Source organism: Nesterenkonia sp. AY15, assembly GCF_022565855.1.
Taxonomy (GTDB): Bacteria; Actinomycetota; Actinomycetes; order Actinomycetales; family Micrococcaceae; genus Nesterenkonia.
Genome location: NZ_JAJOYV010000006.1, coordinates 38,879 through 55,357, shown reverse-complemented (window position 1 = coordinate 55,357; position 16,479 = coordinate 38,879). Strand labels below are relative to the sequence as shown.

16 protein-coding genes are annotated in these 16,479 nt (G+C 68.3%); 10 read left to right on the top strand and 6 right to left on the bottom strand.

Translation table 11 applies throughout. From position 1 onward, the window contains the following. The first annotated feature begins 4 nt into the window (after positions 1-4). The 3 genes from LSI54_RS09970 (at position 5) to LSI54_RS09960 (ending at position 5,024) form a co-directional block, all read left to right on the top strand. Positions 5-379, top strand: coding sequence for a hypothetical protein (locus LSI54_RS09970; protein WP_241465155.1), 375 nt, complete (start codon positions 5-7; stop codon positions 377-379). 118 nt (positions 380-497) lie between these two features. Next, the gene (locus LSI54_RS09965; RefSeq protein ID WP_241478278.1) at positions 498-2,705 is read left to right on the top strand and encodes a prolyl oligopeptidase family serine peptidase; all 2,208 of its coding nucleotides are present in this window, start codon (positions 498-500) and stop codon (positions 2,703-2,705) included. A 135-nt stretch (positions 2,706-2,840) separates the two neighbouring features. After that, positions 2,841-5,024: a thioredoxin domain-containing protein gene (locus tag LSI54_RS09960; protein ID WP_241478277.1), complete on the top strand. Its 2,184-nt coding sequence runs from the start codon at positions 2,841-2,843 to the stop codon at positions 5,022-5,024. A gap of 4 nt (positions 5,025-5,028) precedes the next feature. Here the strand turns inward: LSI54_RS09960 and trhA are convergent, their stop codons facing one another. Then, on the bottom strand, positions 5,029-5,658 hold the full coding sequence (gene trhA / locus LSI54_RS09955) for a PAQR family membrane homeostasis protein TrhA (RefSeq protein ID WP_241470661.1): 630 nt from the start codon (positions 5,656-5,658) through the stop codon (positions 5,029-5,031). A 212-nt stretch (positions 5,659-5,870) separates the two neighbouring features. Between trhA and uppS the strand changes: the two genes are divergently transcribed. Together uppS and LSI54_RS09945 are read left to right on the top strand one after the other, a co-directional pair. Then, positions 5,871-6,653, top strand: coding sequence for a polyprenyl diphosphate synthase (uppS, locus tag LSI54_RS09950; RefSeq protein WP_241465152.1), 783 nt, complete (start codon positions 5,871-5,873; stop codon positions 6,651-6,653). Between the two features lie 307 nt (positions 6,654-6,960). Beyond that, a complete protein-coding gene (locus tag LSI54_RS09945; RefSeq protein WP_241478276.1) occupies positions 6,961-8,337 on the top strand; it encodes a PhoH family protein in 1,377 nt (458 codons plus the stop codon). An 89-nt stretch (positions 8,338-8,426) separates the two neighbouring features. On the opposite strand, the gene LSI54_RS09940 is transcribed toward LSI54_RS09945, so the two are convergent. Next, positions 8,427-9,137 carry a rhomboid family intramembrane serine protease gene (locus LSI54_RS09940; protein WP_241465151.1) on the bottom strand — a complete coding sequence of 237 codons (711 nt, stop codon included), beginning with the start codon at positions 9,135-9,137 and terminating at the stop codon, positions 8,427-8,429. A gap of 146 nt (positions 9,138-9,283) precedes the next feature. Between LSI54_RS09940 and LSI54_RS09935 the strand changes: the two genes are divergently transcribed. Together LSI54_RS09935 and LSI54_RS09930 are read left to right on the top strand one after the other, a co-directional pair. Beyond that, positions 9,284-9,880, top strand: a complete 597-nt coding sequence (locus tag LSI54_RS09935; protein WP_241478275.1) for a MarR family winged helix-turn-helix transcriptional regulator — start codon at positions 9,284-9,286, stop codon at positions 9,878-9,880. A gap of 78 nt (positions 9,881-9,958) precedes the next feature. Then, positions 9,959-11,380 (top strand): class II fumarate hydratase, encoded by a 1,422-nt coding sequence (locus LSI54_RS09930; protein WP_241478274.1) that lies wholly within the window; start codon positions 9,959-9,961, stop codon positions 11,378-11,380. Between the two features lie 97 nt (positions 11,381-11,477). Here LSI54_RS09930 and LSI54_RS09925 read toward each other — a convergent pair whose 3' ends face one another. The 4 genes from LSI54_RS09925 to LSI54_RS09910 form a co-directional block, all read right to left on the bottom strand. Further along, on the bottom strand, positions 11,478-12,005 hold the full coding sequence (locus tag LSI54_RS09925) for an NUDIX hydrolase (protein WP_241465148.1): 528 nt from the start codon (positions 12,003-12,005) through the stop codon (positions 11,478-11,480). Positions 12,006-12,009: 4 nt separating this feature from the next. Further along, positions 12,010-12,543, bottom strand: coding sequence for a prepilin peptidase (locus LSI54_RS09920; RefSeq protein ID WP_241478273.1), 534 nt, complete (start codon positions 12,541-12,543; stop codon positions 12,010-12,012). Between the two features lie 85 nt (positions 12,544-12,628). After that, positions 12,629-13,258 (bottom strand): carbonic anhydrase, encoded by a 630-nt coding sequence (locus LSI54_RS09915; protein WP_241465146.1) that lies wholly within the window; start codon positions 13,256-13,258, stop codon positions 12,629-12,631. Then, the gene (locus LSI54_RS09910; RefSeq protein WP_241465145.1) at positions 13,255-13,893 is read right to left on the bottom strand and encodes a DUF4245 domain-containing protein; all 639 of its coding nucleotides are present in this window, start codon (positions 13,891-13,893) and stop codon (positions 13,255-13,257) included. The genes LSI54_RS09915 and LSI54_RS09910 overlap by 4 nt, the downstream gene beginning before the upstream one ends. Positions 13,894-14,027: 134 nt before the next feature. On the opposite strand from LSI54_RS09910, the gene glpX reads away from it, so the two are divergent. The 3 genes from glpX (at position 14,028) to LSI54_RS09895 (ending at position 16,441) form a co-directional block, all read left to right on the top strand. Continuing rightward, positions 14,028-15,092: a class II fructose-bisphosphatase gene (gene glpX / locus LSI54_RS09905; protein ID WP_241465144.1), complete on the top strand. Its 1,065-nt coding sequence runs from the start codon at positions 14,028-14,030 to the stop codon at positions 15,090-15,092. Positions 15,093-15,512: 420 nt separating this feature from the next. After that, on the top strand, positions 15,513-16,091 hold the full coding sequence (locus tag LSI54_RS09900; RefSeq protein WP_241465143.1) for a nuclease-related domain-containing protein: 579 nt from the start codon (positions 15,513-15,515) through the stop codon (positions 16,089-16,091). 50 nt (positions 16,092-16,141) lie between these two features. Next, positions 16,142-16,441: a putative quinol monooxygenase gene (locus tag LSI54_RS09895; RefSeq protein ID WP_241465142.1), complete on the top strand. Its 300-nt coding sequence runs from the start codon at positions 16,142-16,144 to the stop codon at positions 16,439-16,441. Positions 16,442-16,479 lie beyond the last annotated feature (38 nt).

The window sequence follows — 16,479 nt, the reverse complement described above, 5'->3', positions numbered from 1 at the left end:
ACCTGTGGTTCTAATTCCCTCGGTCAACAACCCGTGGCCAGGTGGGGGCGGCGGTGACGCTCCCGAGCTTCGCCCTGGGCTGGAAGAGGCCGACATCACCCCGGGGATCGAAGGCTTCCTCTTCACCGCGCTGGTCGTGGTGCTGCTCATCGTGGTGGTCCGGGACCTGGTCAAGCGCATGCGCCGGATGAAGTACCGGGCGCAGGTGGAGGCCGAGTACGGCGAGGACGAGGCCGAGTTCCCCGGAGAGATCACCGAAGCCGAGATCTCAGCGGCCCAGCAGCGCTCCCGCGACGCCGCCGCCGAAGCCCGCTTCGGCCCAAGCCCCACGACTCCGGCCCCGCCCGCCGAGAACGAACCCCACCCACCCTCCCGCTGAGCCGGGTCCCCTCCTGCGTCGAGCGGCGGATTCTACGTGGATCTGAGACCGGGAACCCACTGAACTCCTCGCAGAATTCGCCCCTCAACGCCTGGGTGGGGTGTCCTACACTGGCGCCATGGTGACAACTCTCCCTTACGGATCCTGGCCATCGAGCATCTCCGCGGAACAGCTCGCCGTAGGCGGCAACCGCCTGGGCTCCCCGCAGTGGGTGGGGGAGCAGCTCTGGTGGACCGAGGCGCTCGCCGCCGAGGGTGGCCGGCAGACCATCGTCCGGACCGACGCAGATCCACTCAGCGCCGCTCGGACCGACGACGACGCGGCCCGCCCGACCCAGCAGACGCACCCCCACACCGTGACGGTGCTTCCGGCGCCGTTCAATGCGCGGTCACGGGTCCACGAATACGGCGGCTCCTCCTGGATCGCGCTGCCCGCTGGGACCCCCGCCGCGACCGCACCGCCAGAGGGCGCCCGGCAGGATCAGGGGGCCTCCGGGGCGCCGCTGGTGCTGTTCGTGAACTTCACCGACCAGCGGGTCTACGCCTTCGTCGAGGGTGGGACTCCGCAGCCGATCAGCCCGGTGGGCCCCGAGGTCACCTCCGCAGGCGGGCCCTCGCTGCGCTGGGCCCAGCCCACGGCGGTCTCCCTCGCCGACGGCACCGTGGAGATGTGGTGGGTCTGTGAGGAACACCTCGACGGCGACGACGCCACGGGCGCCCCGCTCGTGGAGCGCTCGATCGCTGCCCTCCCGCTGGACGGCTCAGCCGCCGAGGACCAGCGCGCGCTGCGACGAGTCACGCCTGCCTCGCGCTTCGTCGCTCACCCGCAGCTCTCACCTGACGGGACTCAGCTCGCCTGGATCTCCTGGGAGCACCCGCAGATGCCGTGGGACGGCACCGCGCTGCACGTCGGCCGCGTCGCCGGCGGGATCGTGGTCGACGATCACGTCCTCGACGGCGGCCCCGAGGTCTCGGTGCTGCAGCCGCAGTGGCGCCGTGACGGCGAACTCATCTACCTCAGCGACCGCTCCGGATGGTGGAACCCCTGGACCGTGCAGACCGTGGAGACCGGGACCCAGACCGGGCAGACCGGGCCCCAGACCGACGCCCAGACTCGTACCCAGGGTGGGCCCGCAGCGATCGAGACGCCGCGCCAGCTGCTGGTCGATGAGCAGGAGTATGCCGGGCCGCTGTGGCAGCTGGGCCAGCGCTGGGTCACCCTGATCGACGCTGACCACGCATTGTGCATCCACGGGACCGCCACGGACTCGCTGGGCGTGCTCGACCTGCGTGCCGGCACAGTGGTGCCCCTGGAGCTGCCGCACACCAGCATCGCCGGGGTGAGCCTGCGCCAGGACGGTGCGCTCGCGATCCACGGTGCGTCGACCACCGAGTTCTCCGCGATCAGCGTCGGCCCGCTCGTCGTCAGCGACGGACGATGGCGGGTCGACCGTCCCGGCGTCGTCCGGTCCTCCCGTGATGACGCCCCGGACCCGGCGCTGCTGCCGGCCCCGGAGCCGATCACGGTGCAGGACGACTCCGGGCAGGAGATCCACGCGGTGCTCTACCGGCCGCGCCAGGATGGCTTCGCCGCTCCGGCGGGGGAGCTGCCCCCGTTCATCGCACAGGTGCACGGCGGACCCACCGGCCAGGCCGCCGTCGGACTCTCGCTCGCGATCGCCTACTACACCTCGCGCGGGATCGGGGTGGTCGACATCAACTATGGCGGTTCCACCGGGTTCGGTCGGGCCTACCGCGACCGGCTCAAGGGCCGATGGGGCGTGGTGGATGTGGCGGACACCGTCGCGGTGATGGAGCACCTGGTCGCCGAGGGCATCGCCGACCCCCGACGGCTGGGGATCGAGGGCGGCAGCGCCGGCGGATGGACCACCCTGGCGTGTCTGACCCGCACCGAGACCTTCGCCGCGGGGGTCTCGAGCTTCGGCGTCGCCGACCTGGTGGCGCTGGCCGAGGACACCCATGACTTTGAGTCCCGCTATCTGGACGGGCTCGTGGGCCCCTACCCGGAGGCCGCAGAGATCTACCGCGAGCGGGCACCGCTGAACCACGTGGACTCGCTGAGCTGCCCGGTGCTGCTGCTCCAGGGCGACGAGGACCCGATCGTTCCGCCGAACCAGGCCGAGATGTTCCGCGACGCCCTCGCCGCGAAGTCCATTCCGCACGCCTATCTGCTCTTCGCCGGAGAACAGCACGGCTTCCGCAAGGCGGAGAACATCATCACCAGCTTCGAGGCCTCGCTGAGCTTCTACGGACAGATCTTCAGCTTCGAGCCGGAGGGGATCCCGCACCTTGAGCTGAGCCGCTGACGTGTCCCTGCCGCGTTGAGGGGCGGATTCTCCGAGCGGTTGAGCGGGTTCGAGGCATCAGATGCCCGGAATTTCCGCCCCTCAACGCGGGAGCAGGCGCTCGACGCCGGGTCGCGGGTGCGCAAGACTGGACGGATGGGACACCGCCTCGCCGAAAGCTCCTCGCTGTACCTCCGATCCCACGCGGAGAATCCCGTGGACTGGTACCCGTGGGGAGCCGAAGCCTTCGCCGAGGCGCGTCGCCGGGACGTCCCGGTCTTCGTCTCCATCGGCTATGCGGCCTGTCACTGGTGCCACGTGATGGCGCGCGAGTCCTTCGCGGACCCTGCGCTCGCCGAGACGCTGAATGAGCGCTTCGTCGCGATCAAGGTGGACCGCGAGGAGCACCCGGATGTCGATGACACCTATATGGCCGCCACCCAGGCGATGACCGGGCAGGGCGGCTGGCCGATGAGCGTCTTCACCCTCCCCGATGCGCGGGTCTTCCACGCCGGCACCTATTTCCCACCCCGACGGGTCGGACAGGTCCCGTCCTTCGCCGAAGTCCTCGACGCCGTCCATGCGGCCTGGACCGAACGCCGCGCGGAGGTCGAGACCTCGGCGGGCAAGATCGCCGAGTCCCTCGGCATTCAGCGTCGACAGCAGGCAGGACTGGCCACCATGGTCCACACCCAGGACGACGACGGCGTGCCCGGTGCGCACGCGACCATGGAGCCTGCAGAGCTCGACGGACTGGTCGCAGCCGCCCTGACGGTGCTCAGCGAGCAGGAGGACCTGGTCCACGGCGGGTTCGGGTCCGCGCCGAAGTTCCCACCCTCCCCGCTGCTGGGCTTCCTGCTCGAGGAGTCCGCATGGGACCCCGGCTCCGTCGCCGCAGGAATGGCGCTTCGCACGCTGGAGACCCTCGGCCGCTCGGCGCTGTTCGACCAGGTCGAAGGCGGCTTCGCGCGCTACGCCACCGATCTCGCCTGGGCGCTGCCGCATTTCGAGAAGATGCTCTGCGACAACGCCCAGCTCATCGGGCACTATGCCCGGCTCAGCGTGCACCCCGCGGCCGATGCCACACAGCGTGCACGTGCCGAGCGCCAGGCCCGGCTCAGCCTGGACTGGCTCACCGAACGGATGCTGCTTCCGGACTCAGGGCTGCTCGCCTCCTCCCTCGACGCCGACACCGTGGATGCCCATGGTCGGCACGCCGAGGGCGCCGCCTACCTGTTCTCCGACGCCGAGCTGCTCGACGCCGCCGGGGCTGCCGGCCTGGGGGAGGAGCAGGGGCAGCAGCTGGTGGCGCTGAACCGCGGCGTGCCCGCCGATGAGCAGGCGATCACGCAGGGCGCCCCGCTGGACATCACCGCGCAGACTCCGCGCACCCTGCACTTCGATGAGCCGCTGACCCGGGCCCAGACGCAGCTGTGGGAACAGGTCGCACCGGAGCTGCGCCGTCGTCGTGCGCTGCGGGATCAGCCGGCGCGGGATGAGAAGGTCGTCGCGGCCTGGAATGCGCAGGCGATCTCCTCGATGGCCACGGCAGCCGCACTCTGGGATGATTCCGCACTGTTGGGGCGGGCCGAGGCCCTTGCCGAACAGCTCTGGCGCACCCATGTGACGCTCGAACCCGCCAGCGACACCAGCGACGACGCCGGCCGGGCGCGCGTCCGGCGGATCTCCTATGCCGGAGTCCCCGCCGCCGAGCTGGGCGGACTCGCCGATCACGCGCATCTCGCCGTGGCCTGCTTCCAGCTCGGCTCCGCCGGCGCGGACGCCGCATGGGTCCGCCGCGGAGCCGCCGTGCTGCGCCAGATTCTGCAGAACTTCGTGCGCCGGACGGACGGCGAGATCCAGCTGCTGGAGAGCCCGGACACCACGGGTCTGCTCGCCGCCGCTCAGCAGGGGCCGCTGTTCGCCACCCCGCTGGATGGGCCTGAGCCCAGCAGCGTCGCCGCACTGGCCCAGGCGCTGCAGATGGCGGAGGCGCTGGAGCTGCTCGGGGCCGAGGATCTCAGGCCTGGCCTGATCCTGCAGCATGTGAAGCTCGCCGCGTCCAAGGCGCCCACGGTGATCGGAGCATCCTTGCTGGTCGCTCGGCGCGCCGGACGGCGGTCACCGGCCCTCCGGTTCCTCGCCGGCACCGCCGAAGACCTGGCCCAGGTGCGTCGGGCGGGCGCGCTGCACGGGGTGCCGGTGGAACCGGTGGCTGTCGAGGCGGTGGGCACGGAGACCCCGCTGCGCCTGAGCGTGTGCCTGAACTCCGTAGGCACCATGATCTGCCTGCCCCCGGTGGGCTCGGTGGATCAGGCCCTGGCCGCGCTTGACGGGTGACCGCTCAGTCCAGCAGCGCCAGCATGATCGCGATGTAGTGGCAGATGAACCCGATCAGCGTGCAGGCGTGGAAGAGCTCGTGGAACCCGAACCAGTGCAGCGAGATGTTCGGCCGCTTGAGCGCGTAGAAGACCGCGCCCACGATGTAGAACACCCCGCCGACGCAGATCAGCGTGGCCGCGGCGACGTCGGCGGCGAAGAAGTCCCCGAGGAACACCAGCGCCGCCAGGCCCAGGATGATGTAGACCGGGGTGTAGAGCCAGCGCGGAGCGTCGGTCCAGAACACCCGGAAGGCCACCCCGCCCAGAGCTCCGATCCAGACCGCCACGAGCAGGATCAGGTCGCGGGGCTCCGGAAGCAGCGCGAGGGTCAGCGGGGTGTAGGTGCCGGCGATGATCAGCATGATGTTGGTATGGTCCAGGCGCTTGAGCACCCGTGCGGTGCGCGGAGACCAGGTGCCCAGGTGATAGGTGGCCGAGACTGCGAACAGCAGCAGCCCGGTGATGACATAGACCACCGAGGCGGCGCGCAGCGTGCCTGAGGGGGCCAGAGCGATGAGCACGATGCCGGCGATCAGGGCCAGCGGCACCATGCCGGCGTGCAGCCAGCCGCGCATCCGCGGCTTCAGCGGCATCTCGGAATCGAAGAGCCGCTCCGCAGGGGCGGTGCTGCGATCAGGAAGCTCGGTCTCATGCTTGTTCGGGGCCACGGCACCAGTGTAGAGCCACATGTGACCGCTCAGTAATATATTGTGGCGCACGCCGCACTCGGACGCGCACCACGCTCGGGCCCAGATCCCAGGGCCGTCCCTTAGGGTGGGAATGCATCCACCCAGCAGGAGGTCCAATGGGGCTGCGTTCCCTCGCCTACGCCGTCTATGAACGGCAGATCAGCCGCGCACTGCCGCAGGATCGGATCCCGCAGCATATCGGCGTGGTCGTGGACGGCAACCGGCGCTGGGCCAAGCTCGCCGGCACCCCCGCCGCCGACGGGCACCTGGCGGGCGCGAACAAGATCGTGGAGTTCATCGACTGGTGCGCCGAGCTGGGCGTGCCCACGGTGACCCTCTACATGCTCTCCACGGACAACATGAGCCGGTCCGCCGAAGAGCTGGACCAGCTCATGGAGATCATCGGCGACACCCTCGAGCGGCTGTGTGAATCCCGCCCCGGCGGACGCCCCGTGCGGGTCCACCCGGTCGGGCAGCCCGAGCTGCTGCCCGCGCCGCTGGCCGAGCGGCTGCGCTGCGTGGACGCCGAGCTTGCCCGCGCCGAGGAGGAGCCGGCCGTGCACGTGAACGTGGCGGTGGGCTACGGCGGGCGCCAGGAGATCGTGGATGCCGTCAAGGAGCTGCTCCGCGACGCCGAGTCCAAGGGCCGCAGCATCAGTGAGGTCGCCGAGCAGCTCACCCCGGGCTCGATCGCCGACCGGCTCTACACCCGCGGTCAGCCCGACCCTGATCTGATCATCCGCACCTCGGGTGAGCAGCGGCTCTCCGGATTCCTGATGTGGCAGTCGGCGTACTCGGAGTTCTACTTCTGCGAGGCGCTGTGGCCCGACTTCCGCCGCGTGGACTTCGTCCGCGCGCTGCGCGACTACGCACAGCGGCAACGACGCTTCGGAAACTGACCGCCACTTCCGTCCCGGCTTGAGCTGTTTACCCGTTCGTCACCCGGAACTCACCAGAACTACTGCCATGTAGTTCGATGCCGGAGTACGCTCTGAAGTGTCAGAACACTGACCGGAGAGGCCCGATCACGTATGCCGCAGGCATCGCGCAGAAGGGGTCGGACCGGCCCCGCAGGGCCGAACCGACCACCCTTGCGAATCACAACGGGGACAGTTCAAGGTTCCGCCACGAGCCGGATGCGCCACCAGGCGCCTCCCACCAGGACTCGCGGGCGGAACCTTCTGTGTCTCCGGATATGGAGAAACCATGGCCTCCTCACATGTGACCCCTGCAACCCCCGACGCCGTCAGCAGTGACGAGCTGGACTCAGCAATCGCCGGGGCGCTCGCCCAGCAGTCCTTCGTGCTCGACACCTCGGTGCTGCTCTCAGACCCCAAGGCATTCCTCAGGTTCGCCGAGCATGAGGTGATCCTCCCCGTCGTCGTCATCTCCGAGCTGGAGAAGAAGCGCCACGACGCCGAGCTGGGCTACTTCGCCCGATCGGCGCTGCGGCTGCTCGATGAGCTTCGCGTCAAACATGGGGCGCTGAACCGACCGATCCCGCTCAACGACCAGGGCGGGCAGCTGTTGATCGAGCTCAATCACATCTCGCTGGAGGTTCTCCCACATGGTTTCCGCGGCTCGGACAATGACGCGCGGATCCTCGCAGTGGCGAAGAACTTCGCCGATGAGGGCCGTGAGGTCACCGTGGTCTCCAAGGACCTGCCGATGCGGGTGAAGGCCTCCGCCATGGGGCTCGCGGCCGATGAGTACCGCAACGAATGGGTCACCGATTCGGGCTGGACCGGTCTGGCCGAGGTCAGCGCCAGCTCCGAACAGATATCCCAGCTCTACGACGGCGAGAAGATCGACCTCGAGAATGCCGAAGATCTGCCGGTGAACACCGGACTGGTGATCTCCTCCGACCGTGGCTCCGCGCTGGGAAGGGTCAAGCAGAACGCCGCCTCGCAGAAATACGTCCAGGTGGTCCGCGGAGACCGTGAGGTCTTCGGGCTGCATGGACGCTCCGCCGAACAGCGGCTGGCCATCGACATGTTGATGGATCCTGAGCTGGGCATCGTCTCGATGGGAGGTCGAGCCGGAACGGGGAAGTCCGCGCTGGCCCTCTGCGCCGGGCTAGAAGCCGTGCTGGAGCGCGGCGAGCACAAGAAGATCATCGTCTTCCGTCCGCTCTACGCCGTGGGCGGCCAGGAGCTGGGCTACCTGCCCGGCTCCGAGGCGGAGAAGATGAACCCCTGGGGCCAGGCGGTCTTCGACACGCTCGGCGCGCTGGTCTCGGAGAACGCGCTGGACGAGGTGATGCACCGCGGGCTGCTCGAGGTGCTGCCGCTGACCCATATCCGCGGGCGCTCGCTGCATGACGCCTGGGTGATCGTCGATGAGGCGCAGTCGCTGGAGAAGAACGTGCTGCTCACGGTGATGTCTCGGATGGGGCAGAACTCCAAGATCGTGCTCACCCACGACGTCGCCCAGCGCGACAACCTCCGGGTGGGCCGCCACGACGGGATCGCCGCGGTGGTGGAGATCCTCAAGGGCAACCCGCTCTTCGGCCACGTGACCCTGACCCGCTCGGAGCGCTCGCGGATCGCCGCGCTGGTCACCGAGCTGCTCGAAGACGCCTAGGGTCCGTGCGGCTCACCGGCTCACCGGCTCACCGGCTCCCGCCCGCGGCCGGTGGGCGGGAGCCGGTCTTCTGGCCCGGGGGGCTCCGTTCAGCGCCGGGCGGGCGACTTGGCGGCCCTCTCGCTGCGTGCGGACCGGGTGAAGATGAAGGCGACGGCGACGCCGGCCACCGCCCCTGCCAGGTGCCCGGACCAGGACACCCCGCCGGGGCTGATCGGTGTCATCCCGATGAGCATGCTCAACCCGTAGAGGAAGAGCACCGCCAGGGAGAACACCACCGCGAGGATCCGACGTGTGATGAACCCGAAGGCGACCAGGAAGGTCGCGAAGCCGTAGACGACTGCGGAGGCACCGATGTGCAGTCGGCCGCAGCCCACGCCCAGCGGATCGTGGCAGATCCAGGGTGTGCCGCCGAGCCAGAGCAGCACCCCGGAGAGCAGCCAGATCACGGCCGTGATCCTCACGAACCGGCGGGTCAGCAGCGAGACCATGCCGCCGAGGACCAGCCAGGACATCGAGTTGCTCAGGATGTGTCCGAAGCTGCCGTGCAGCAGCGGCATGAACAGGATCCCGAGCAGTCCATCGGCGTCCCGGGCCTGCAGTCCGAACGCCCGATTGATCCAGTTCCCGGTGAAGACCATCACCAGATAGACCGCCCACATCCCCACCAGCGGCACGACGACGGGCAGGAAGGTCCGGCCGAAGGTGGACTTCAGGTCGGTGCTCAAGGATCCCCAGGAATCACCGGGTGCGCTGCCGATCGGATCGCCTGCTCCGGATCGCTGGAATGCTCTGCTCATCACTCCATGCTACGCAGAGCTCGGGTGTCGGCGTGCGCGGACGGTGGCCCCGAAACTGCTGGTGCCATACCATTGGCCAGAGGGGCCAACACTTAGTCCGAGCAACTATCAATATGTGGTGGCGTGACGGCCACTCCTAGGCGGGGATGTTGAAGGACGAACGCGCACACCAGACCCCCGAGGTCACGGCTGCGGCACCCGAACCTGTGATTCCAGGTCCGGAAGCCCACCATGAGGCATTCCCAGCTGACGCGACCCACGATTCCCCGACGCCCCGGCCAGGCGGCTACTGGTATCAGGACTCCGGCCACGCGCCGAGCTCCGTGGATGTGCTGAACCTGCTGCGTCGATACCGCGAGTCGGAGCGGAAGATGCGCTCGCGCACCCGGGAGTCGATGAGCATGGGTGAGACCGATCTCCTTGCGCTGCGCTTCGTGCTGCGCGCCCAGTCCGCCGGGGAGCTGCTGCGCCAGCGCGATCTCGCCCAGGAGCTGGACATCAGCGCCGCCTCGGTCAGCGTGCTGGTGGATCGGCTGATCCGCTACGGCTATGTCCGCCGCGTGCCCTTCCCCAGTGACCGTCGTTCGGTCGCGATCGAACCGACGATCGCCGGGGACCAGGAGGTCCGCGAGACGCTGAGCGAGATGCACCGCCGGATGATCGAGACTGTGGAGACGCTCACCGAAGCTGAACGCGCGGCGGTGACGAAGTTTCTCCTCGGACTGATCGCCAGCGTCGACTGATCTCCGCCGGCTCATCTTGAGCCCGCTGGCTGCGCGTCACAGTCTCAGTCCCCGGAGATCGGTTACTAGACTGAACCTATGACCGAGAACACTGCTGAGACCGAATACCGTATCGAGCGCGACACCATGGGTGAGGTGAAGGTGCCCGCCCAGGCCCTGTATCGCGCGCAGACCCAACGCGCCGTGGAGAACTTCCCGATCTCGGGACGCACCTTGGAGCGCGCCCACATCGAAGCGCTGGCCCGCGTGAAGAAGGCCGCCGCTCGGGCGAACCAGGAGCTCGGGGTGCTCGACCCCGAGCTCGCCGAGGCGATCGTCCACGCCGCCGAGCTGGTCGAGGCCGGAGACCTCGACGAGCACTTCCCGATCGACGTGTTCCAGACCGGCTCCGGGACCTCCTCGAACATGAACACCAACGAGGTGCTGGCCACCTTGGCCAACCGCTACCTGGCAGAGAAGGGCTCGGACAAGGAAGTCCACCCCAACGACCACGTCAACGCCTCCCAGTCCTCCAACGACGTCTTCCCCACCTCCGTGCATGTGGCAGCCACCTCCGCGCTGGTCAACGACCTGCAGCCGGCGCTGGCGTACCTCGCCGAGGCGCTGGAGGCCAAGTCAGAAGAGTTCGCCTCCGTGGTGAAGTCCGGCCGCACCCACCTGATGGACGCCACCCCGGTGACCCTGGGCCAGGAGTTCGGCGGCTACGCCGCACAGGTGCGCTACGGCGTCGAGCGCATCGACTCGGCCCTGCCGCGCGTGGCCGAGGTGCCCCTGGGCGGGACCGCCGTGGGCACCGGGATCAACACCCCGCTGGGCTTCGCCGAGAAGGCCATCGCCAGCCTCGCGAAGGACACCGGCCTGCCGCTGACCGAGGCCCGGGACCACTTCGAGGCCCAGGCCAACCGGGACGGGCTGGTGGAGGCCTCCGGGCAGCTGCGCAACATCGCCTATTCCCTGATGAAGATCAACAACGACCTGCGCTGGATGGGGTCGGGCCCGAACACCGGCCTCGGCGAGATCGCGATCCCTGACCTGCAGCCCGGCTCCTCGATCATGCCCGGCAAGGTCAACCCGGTGATCTGCGAGTCCGCCATCCAGGTCTGCGCCCAGGTGATCGGCAACGACACCACCGTCGCGCTGTCCTCCACCAACGGCGCCTTCGAGCTCAACGTCGGCATCCCGGTGATGGCCGCGAACCTGCTGGAGTCGATCAGGCTGCTGAAGAACACCAGCTACGTGATGGCCGACAAGATGATCAAGGGCCTGACCGCCAATGAGGAGCGCGCCGCGTTCCTCGCCGCCGCGTCGCCGTCGGTGGTGACCCCGCTGAACAAGCACATCGGCTACGAGGCGGCCGCCGAGATCGCCAAGCACGCGGTGAAGAACAAGCTCACCGTGCGCGACGCCGTGATCGAGCTGGGCTACATCGAGCGCGGCGACCTCACCGAGGCGCAGCTCGATGATTCCTTGGACCTGATGAGCATGACCCGCCCCGGCTGATCTGAGCTCTGCGCGCGCAACGCCACTCCTCCCCGCTGGTTGAGTTTTCCGGTACATACGTATCCACCGGAGAACTCAACCAGCGGGGAGTTTGGTCTCAGCTGCGGAATCGTGCGGGGGCCTCGGTGTCCAGCGCCCAGTCGATGACCATCCGCTGGTCCTCGCTGATCGGCTCTGGCAGCGCGGAGACGGGGAACCAGCCGACCTCGACTGACTCATCATCATTGACCCGCGCCTGCCCCGAGATGGGCTCCATCTCCAGCACCGTGTCCAGGTACCGGCAGGCGTCCCCGTTCGGGTAGCGCACCAGCCCGGTGGCGAAGACTCCGGCCACCCGCACCGGACGGGCGACGACGCCGGTCTCCTCTTCTACCTCGCGGACCGCTCCGACGGCAGGATCCTCACCGGGATCGAGGATCCCCGAGGTCACGGTCCACGCACCGTTGTCGGCGCGGCGCACGAGCAGCACCTCGGTCTCGGCGGTGGAGGGTGCGGCAGGGGAGGGTGCGGCGGCCTCGCCACCCACCGCTCCCCGGCGGAGCACCACGCCGCGGGCCGCAGGGATCCAGAGCTCCTTCGTGCCGATGTCTTGACGCAGTTCCTTGATGAAGTCTGGGGTGGGCATGTCCTCAGCCTAGCGAGTGGCCGCCGCTGAGCATCAGGGCGATGGTGGTGCCCAGCAGCAGGAAGGGTCCGAAGGGCACCGCGGTCTTGGCCGTGCCGCGCCCGGAGAGCAACAGCGCTGCTGAGACCAGTCCGCCGAGCAGGAAGGACACGACGACGGCGGTCAGCACCGTGTCCCAGCCGAGGAACCCGGTGTAGAGGCCCAGCACCACGGCCAGCTTCACATCCCCCATGCCCAGCGCCGGGGGAGCGATCAGCCGCACGAGCAGGAAGAGCCCGCCCCAGGTCAGGGCGGCAGCCAGGGCGCGCAGCGCCGCAAGCGGATCGCCCAGCAGCAGTGCAGTCGGCAGCAGCAGCCCCATCACGAGCCCGGCCCAGGGATAGATGATGCGGTTTGGAAGCCGGTGCTCGCGCAGATCGCTGAAGCTCAGCGCGATGGCACAGACCGCGAACACGACCCCGGCGATCAGCAGCAGCACACCCGCCATGGCCCGGCCCGGCGCCCCGGAACTCAGCAGCTCGGTGATGAACGCGATCACGGTCCCACCCTAGGCGTCAGGGGCTCAGGAGGGAATGGGCATGACTATCTGGGGAAGATGCCCCTGAATGCCGCTGAGCTGAGGGTCAGACTTCGCCGATGCTGGTGACCACGTCGGCGCGTCCCTCCGAGAGCCGGTAGGTCACACCCATGACCGCGGTGCGGCCCTCCGCGACGGCGTTGTGGAGCACGCGGGAATGATCGACGATCCGGTGGGCGGTCTGCTTCACGTGTTCTTCCACCGTCTCGTTGACGCTGGTGATTCCGGCGCGCTGCGCGGCCAGCACCGAGGGGGTGATGCGCTCGACGAGGCTGCGCACGAAGCCGGTGGGGGTGACTCCGGACTCGGTGGCCTGCAGCGCAGCCGAGACGGCGCCGCAGGAGTCGTGGCCGAGGACCACGATCAGCGGGACCTTCAGCTCGGCGACGCTGAACTCCAGAGAGCCGAGCACCGCGTCGTCGGTGACCTGCCCGGCGGTGCGGACCACGAAGACGTCACCGAGGCCGACGTCGAAGATGATCTCCGCGGCCAGGCGGGAGTCCGAGCAGCCGAAGATCGTCGCCATCGGATGCTGGGACTCGGTCAGCGAGGATCGGCGGGCGGCATTCTGGTTGGGGTGCTTCGATTCACCCGAGACGAAGCGTTCGTTGCCGGCTTTGAGCAGTTCCCAGACCTCCGCGGGAAGCGGCTGCGCGGGCGTGGTCGATGCGGTCATCCTGTGGAACCTCCGTTGTCTTCCCCTGTTTCTACCTCAACATGTTCTACCTCAACATCGATCGATTCGGTGACCGCTCTGCGGAAGATGTCGAACTGCTCTGCCGTGGCCTCCCCGCCGAACACGATCGCCGTGCCGTCGACCGTGTTCGCCTCGGCCTCCAGGACGTAGTACTTCCACTCGTCGTTCTCGCGGACCTCGAGGGTCAGCCCATCGACGGTCTCCTCCCCGGTGGCCCCGATCTGCCGCGTCGCATCGTTGACCCATGCGGGGTTGGGCTCGTCGGTCTGCGCGAAGCTCAGGAAGCTCTGCTCGTCGACGGAGTACCCGACCTCCCAGGCAGTGACCCCGAGCTCTGCGCGGTTCTCCCACCGGGCATAGTTCGCCGTCCACCCCTCGGGCACATCCGGGACGATGGCGGTGTAGCCGGCCACGTCGCTGGTCCAGCCGGCAGCCTCTTCCACGTCGACGTCAGGGGTGAAGGCGACATCGCGTTCTGGTCTCAGCCCCATCACGGCGAACAGTGCCAGCATGGTGATCGCCACCGTGATCACGACGCCGATGAGGGGCTGGCGCAGACGCTTCGCCTGGGACTGCGTCAGCTGCGGGGTGGGGGTCTCTTCTGGCTCGGTCACTCCTCCATTGTGTCACCGCCGGCAGACATGCCCGGGCCCGTGACTCGGTGCCGTGTCGGCGCTCACGGCTATGATGGCGGCAGGGCCGGCGACGAGGCCGGTCAGAAGCCGAGACGACAAGGTGGCCCAAGCCCATGAACGATTCTTCGCAGCCCGGCGGCAAACGCTCCGACGACGGCTCCACCCAGGACTTCTCCCACCTTTCAGCGCGCCTGGCCGTCGGAGACTCCGAGCCTGACCGCCACCTCGCAATGGAGCTGGTCCGGGTCACCGAGGCCGCGGCCATCGCCGGCGGCGCCTGGGTGGGCATGGGTGACAAGCTCACCGCCGATGGTGCCGCAGTGGATGCCATGCGCTCCCTGCTGGACACCGTGAACCTCAACGGGATCGTGGTCATCGGCGAGGGGGAGAAGGATGAAGCCCCGATGCTCTTCAACGGGGAGCGGGTCGGCAACGGCAGCGGACCGGAGGCCGACGTGGCCGTGGACCCGATCGACGGCACCCGGCTCACCGCGCTGGGCTACAACAACGCGCTGGCAGTGCTGGCCGTGGCCGAGCGCGGCACGATGTTCGATCCATCGGCGGTGTTCTACATGGACAAGCTGATCACCGGACCCGAGGCCGCCGACATGGTGGACCTGCGCCTGCCCGTGAAGCAGAACCTGCACCTGATCGCCAAGGCCAAGAACAAGCGGATCAGTCAGCTCAACGTCTGCGTGCTCGACCGCCCGCGCCACTCCAAGCTGGTCGAGGAGATCCGCGAAGCCGGAGCTCGCACCCGTTTCATCATGGACGGTGACGTGGCCGGAGGCATCGCCGCGGCCCGCGAAGGCTCCGGCATAGACGTGCTCATGGGAGTGGGCGGCACACCTGAGGGCATCATCACCGCCTGCGCCATCAAGGCCGTCGGCGGTGTGATCCAGGGTCGCCTGGCTCCGATCGACGACGAGGAGGCGCAGAAGGCGCTCGACGCCGGCCACGACGTCAGCAGGGTGCTCACCACCAACGAACTGGTCACCGGCGACAACTGCTACTTCGCCGCCACCGGCATCACCGACGGCGATCTGCTGCGCGGCGTCCGGTACCAGGGAGACAAGGTCACCACTCAGTCCATCGTGATGCGTTCGAAGTCCGGCACGGTCCGGGTCATCGACGCTGAGCACCAGGCTCGCAAATGGGAGTCCTACACCAGGCAGTGATGCACCGGCACGCGCGGAGCTATCAGGAGATCGCGCGGGACAGCTGATGCGTTCGTCGTCTCTGTGGTCTGAGCTGTCCGCGGGCGACGGCGATTTAAACGTGATGCCCGTGAGTGATGGATTTCAGCGGTGACAGACGACATCGGGGGATGGATGACAGCGGAGAATGCCGAGGACCTCAGGCGACTGCGGCTTCGCTATGCAGGAGTTTGCTGCGTCTGCGCAGTACCGCTCCAGCAAGGGACCGAGGCTCTCTACTCCGACCGCCGCAGGAAGGTGCTCTGCATGCGCTGTTCCCCCGCAACGCACACAGACATGTCACCACCTCTGGCTGAATCTGAGGTCCCTCCGGTTGGGGGCCGAGGGCGCGCCGGGGCGGGTGCGCAGCGGGAGTATGACCGCCGAAGGGCCAAGGATGATGTGCGGATCCGGCAGAAGTGGGGACGCTTCGGCGGCGTCGCCATCGCGCTGAGCCAGGAGAAGCAGAGCACCACCGCCTGGGCGATCGGCGCGGAGGGAGAGCGTCGGGTCGGGTCCCGCCTGGACAGGGTGGCTCTCGAGCTGGGCGGCCTGGTGCTGCATGATCGGAAGATCCCAGGGTCCCGCGCCAATATCGACCACATCCTGATTGTGCCCAGCGGAGTCTGGGTGATCGACACCAAGAAGTACACGGGCAGGGTGGAACTCCGGCGGAGCGGAGGACTGCTGACCTCGAGGGTGGAGAAGCTCACCGTGCGCGGGCGGGACTGCACATCCCTGGTGGATCAGGTGCTCAAGCAGGTGGACCTGGTGCGTGGTTGTGCGCCGAACGTCCCAGTCTCGGGAATGCTGTGCTTCTACCGCGCCGAATGGCCCCTGGGTGGGCATCCACGCACCCGGGGAGTTCATGTGCTCTGGCCCAGACGCGTCAAGCAGGTGGCGAGGGCCGGGACTGGGGCGAGGATCGACGTCGACTCCATCGGCGCGCAGCTCGCCGACCGCTTCGCAGCTTCTGGGTGACTCCTCACGAGGGGCTGACAGGGCCACGCGGCCTATCTTATTGTGGTGTCATGGCTTTCGCGAATGTGGGAACGCTGGGAGTTGTGCCAGGCGCCCGGGACCGAGTCGTCTCCATATTGACCCGCCATAATCCAGACCTGGAACAGGCCGGATGTCTTCTCTACGAGGTCGGCATCAGCGACGAGCACCCCGAGACGGTCTTCGTCAGCGAACTCTGGACCTCCGCGGAGGCCCACCAGGACTCGCTCCAGCTGCCGAGCGTCCGTGCACTCATCGCCGAGGCCATGCCCCTGCTCTCGGGTGCCATGGACGGATACCAGTTCGACGTGGTCGGATCCCCGCTGCCGTAGCCGCTTCCATGTATCAGGGACCTCCGTCCCACGCATCC

Excerpts from the sequence above, each read along its gene's own strand:
- LSI54_RS09925 (WP_241465148.1), bottom strand. The coding sequence starts at position 12,005 with ATGCCCACCCCAGACTTCATCAAGGAACTGCGTCAAGACATCGGCACG.
- LSI54_RS09960 (WP_241478277.1), top strand. The coding sequence starts at position 2,841 with ATGGGACACCGCCTCGCCGAAAGCTCCTCGCTGTACCTCCGATCCCAC.
- LSI54_RS09940 (WP_241465151.1), bottom strand. The coding sequence starts at position 9,137 with ATGAGCAGAGCATTCCAGCGATCCGGAGCAGGCGATCCGATCGGCAGC.
- LSI54_RS09945 (WP_241478276.1), top strand. The coding sequence starts at position 6,961 with ATGGCCTCCTCACATGTGACCCCTGCAACCCCCGACGCCGTCAGCAGT.
- LSI54_RS09935 (WP_241478275.1), top strand. The coding sequence starts at position 9,284 with ATGTTGAAGGACGAACGCGCACACCAGACCCCCGAGGTCACGGCTGCG.
- LSI54_RS09915 (WP_241465146.1), bottom strand. The coding sequence starts at position 13,258 with ATGACCGCATCGACCACGCCCGCGCAGCCGCTTCCCGCGGAGGTCTGG.
- LSI54_RS09965 (WP_241478278.1), top strand. The coding sequence starts at position 498 with ATGGTGACAACTCTCCCTTACGGATCCTGGCCATCGAGCATCTCCGCG.
- LSI54_RS09895 (WP_241465142.1), top strand. The coding sequence starts at position 16,142 with ATGGCTTTCGCGAATGTGGGAACGCTGGGAGTTGTGCCAGGCGCCCGG.
- uppS (WP_241465152.1), top strand. The coding sequence starts at position 5,871 with ATGGGGCTGCGTTCCCTCGCCTACGCCGTCTATGAACGGCAGATCAGC.
- trhA (WP_241470661.1), bottom strand. The coding sequence starts at position 5,658 with ATGCCGCTGAAGCCGCGGATGCGCGGCTGGCTGCACGCCGGCATGGTG.
- LSI54_RS09930 (WP_241478274.1), top strand. The coding sequence starts at position 9,959 with ATGACCGAGAACACTGCTGAGACCGAATACCGTATCGAGCGCGACACC.
- glpX (WP_241465144.1), top strand. The coding sequence starts at position 14,028 with ATGAACGATTCTTCGCAGCCCGGCGGCAAACGCTCCGACGACGGCTCC.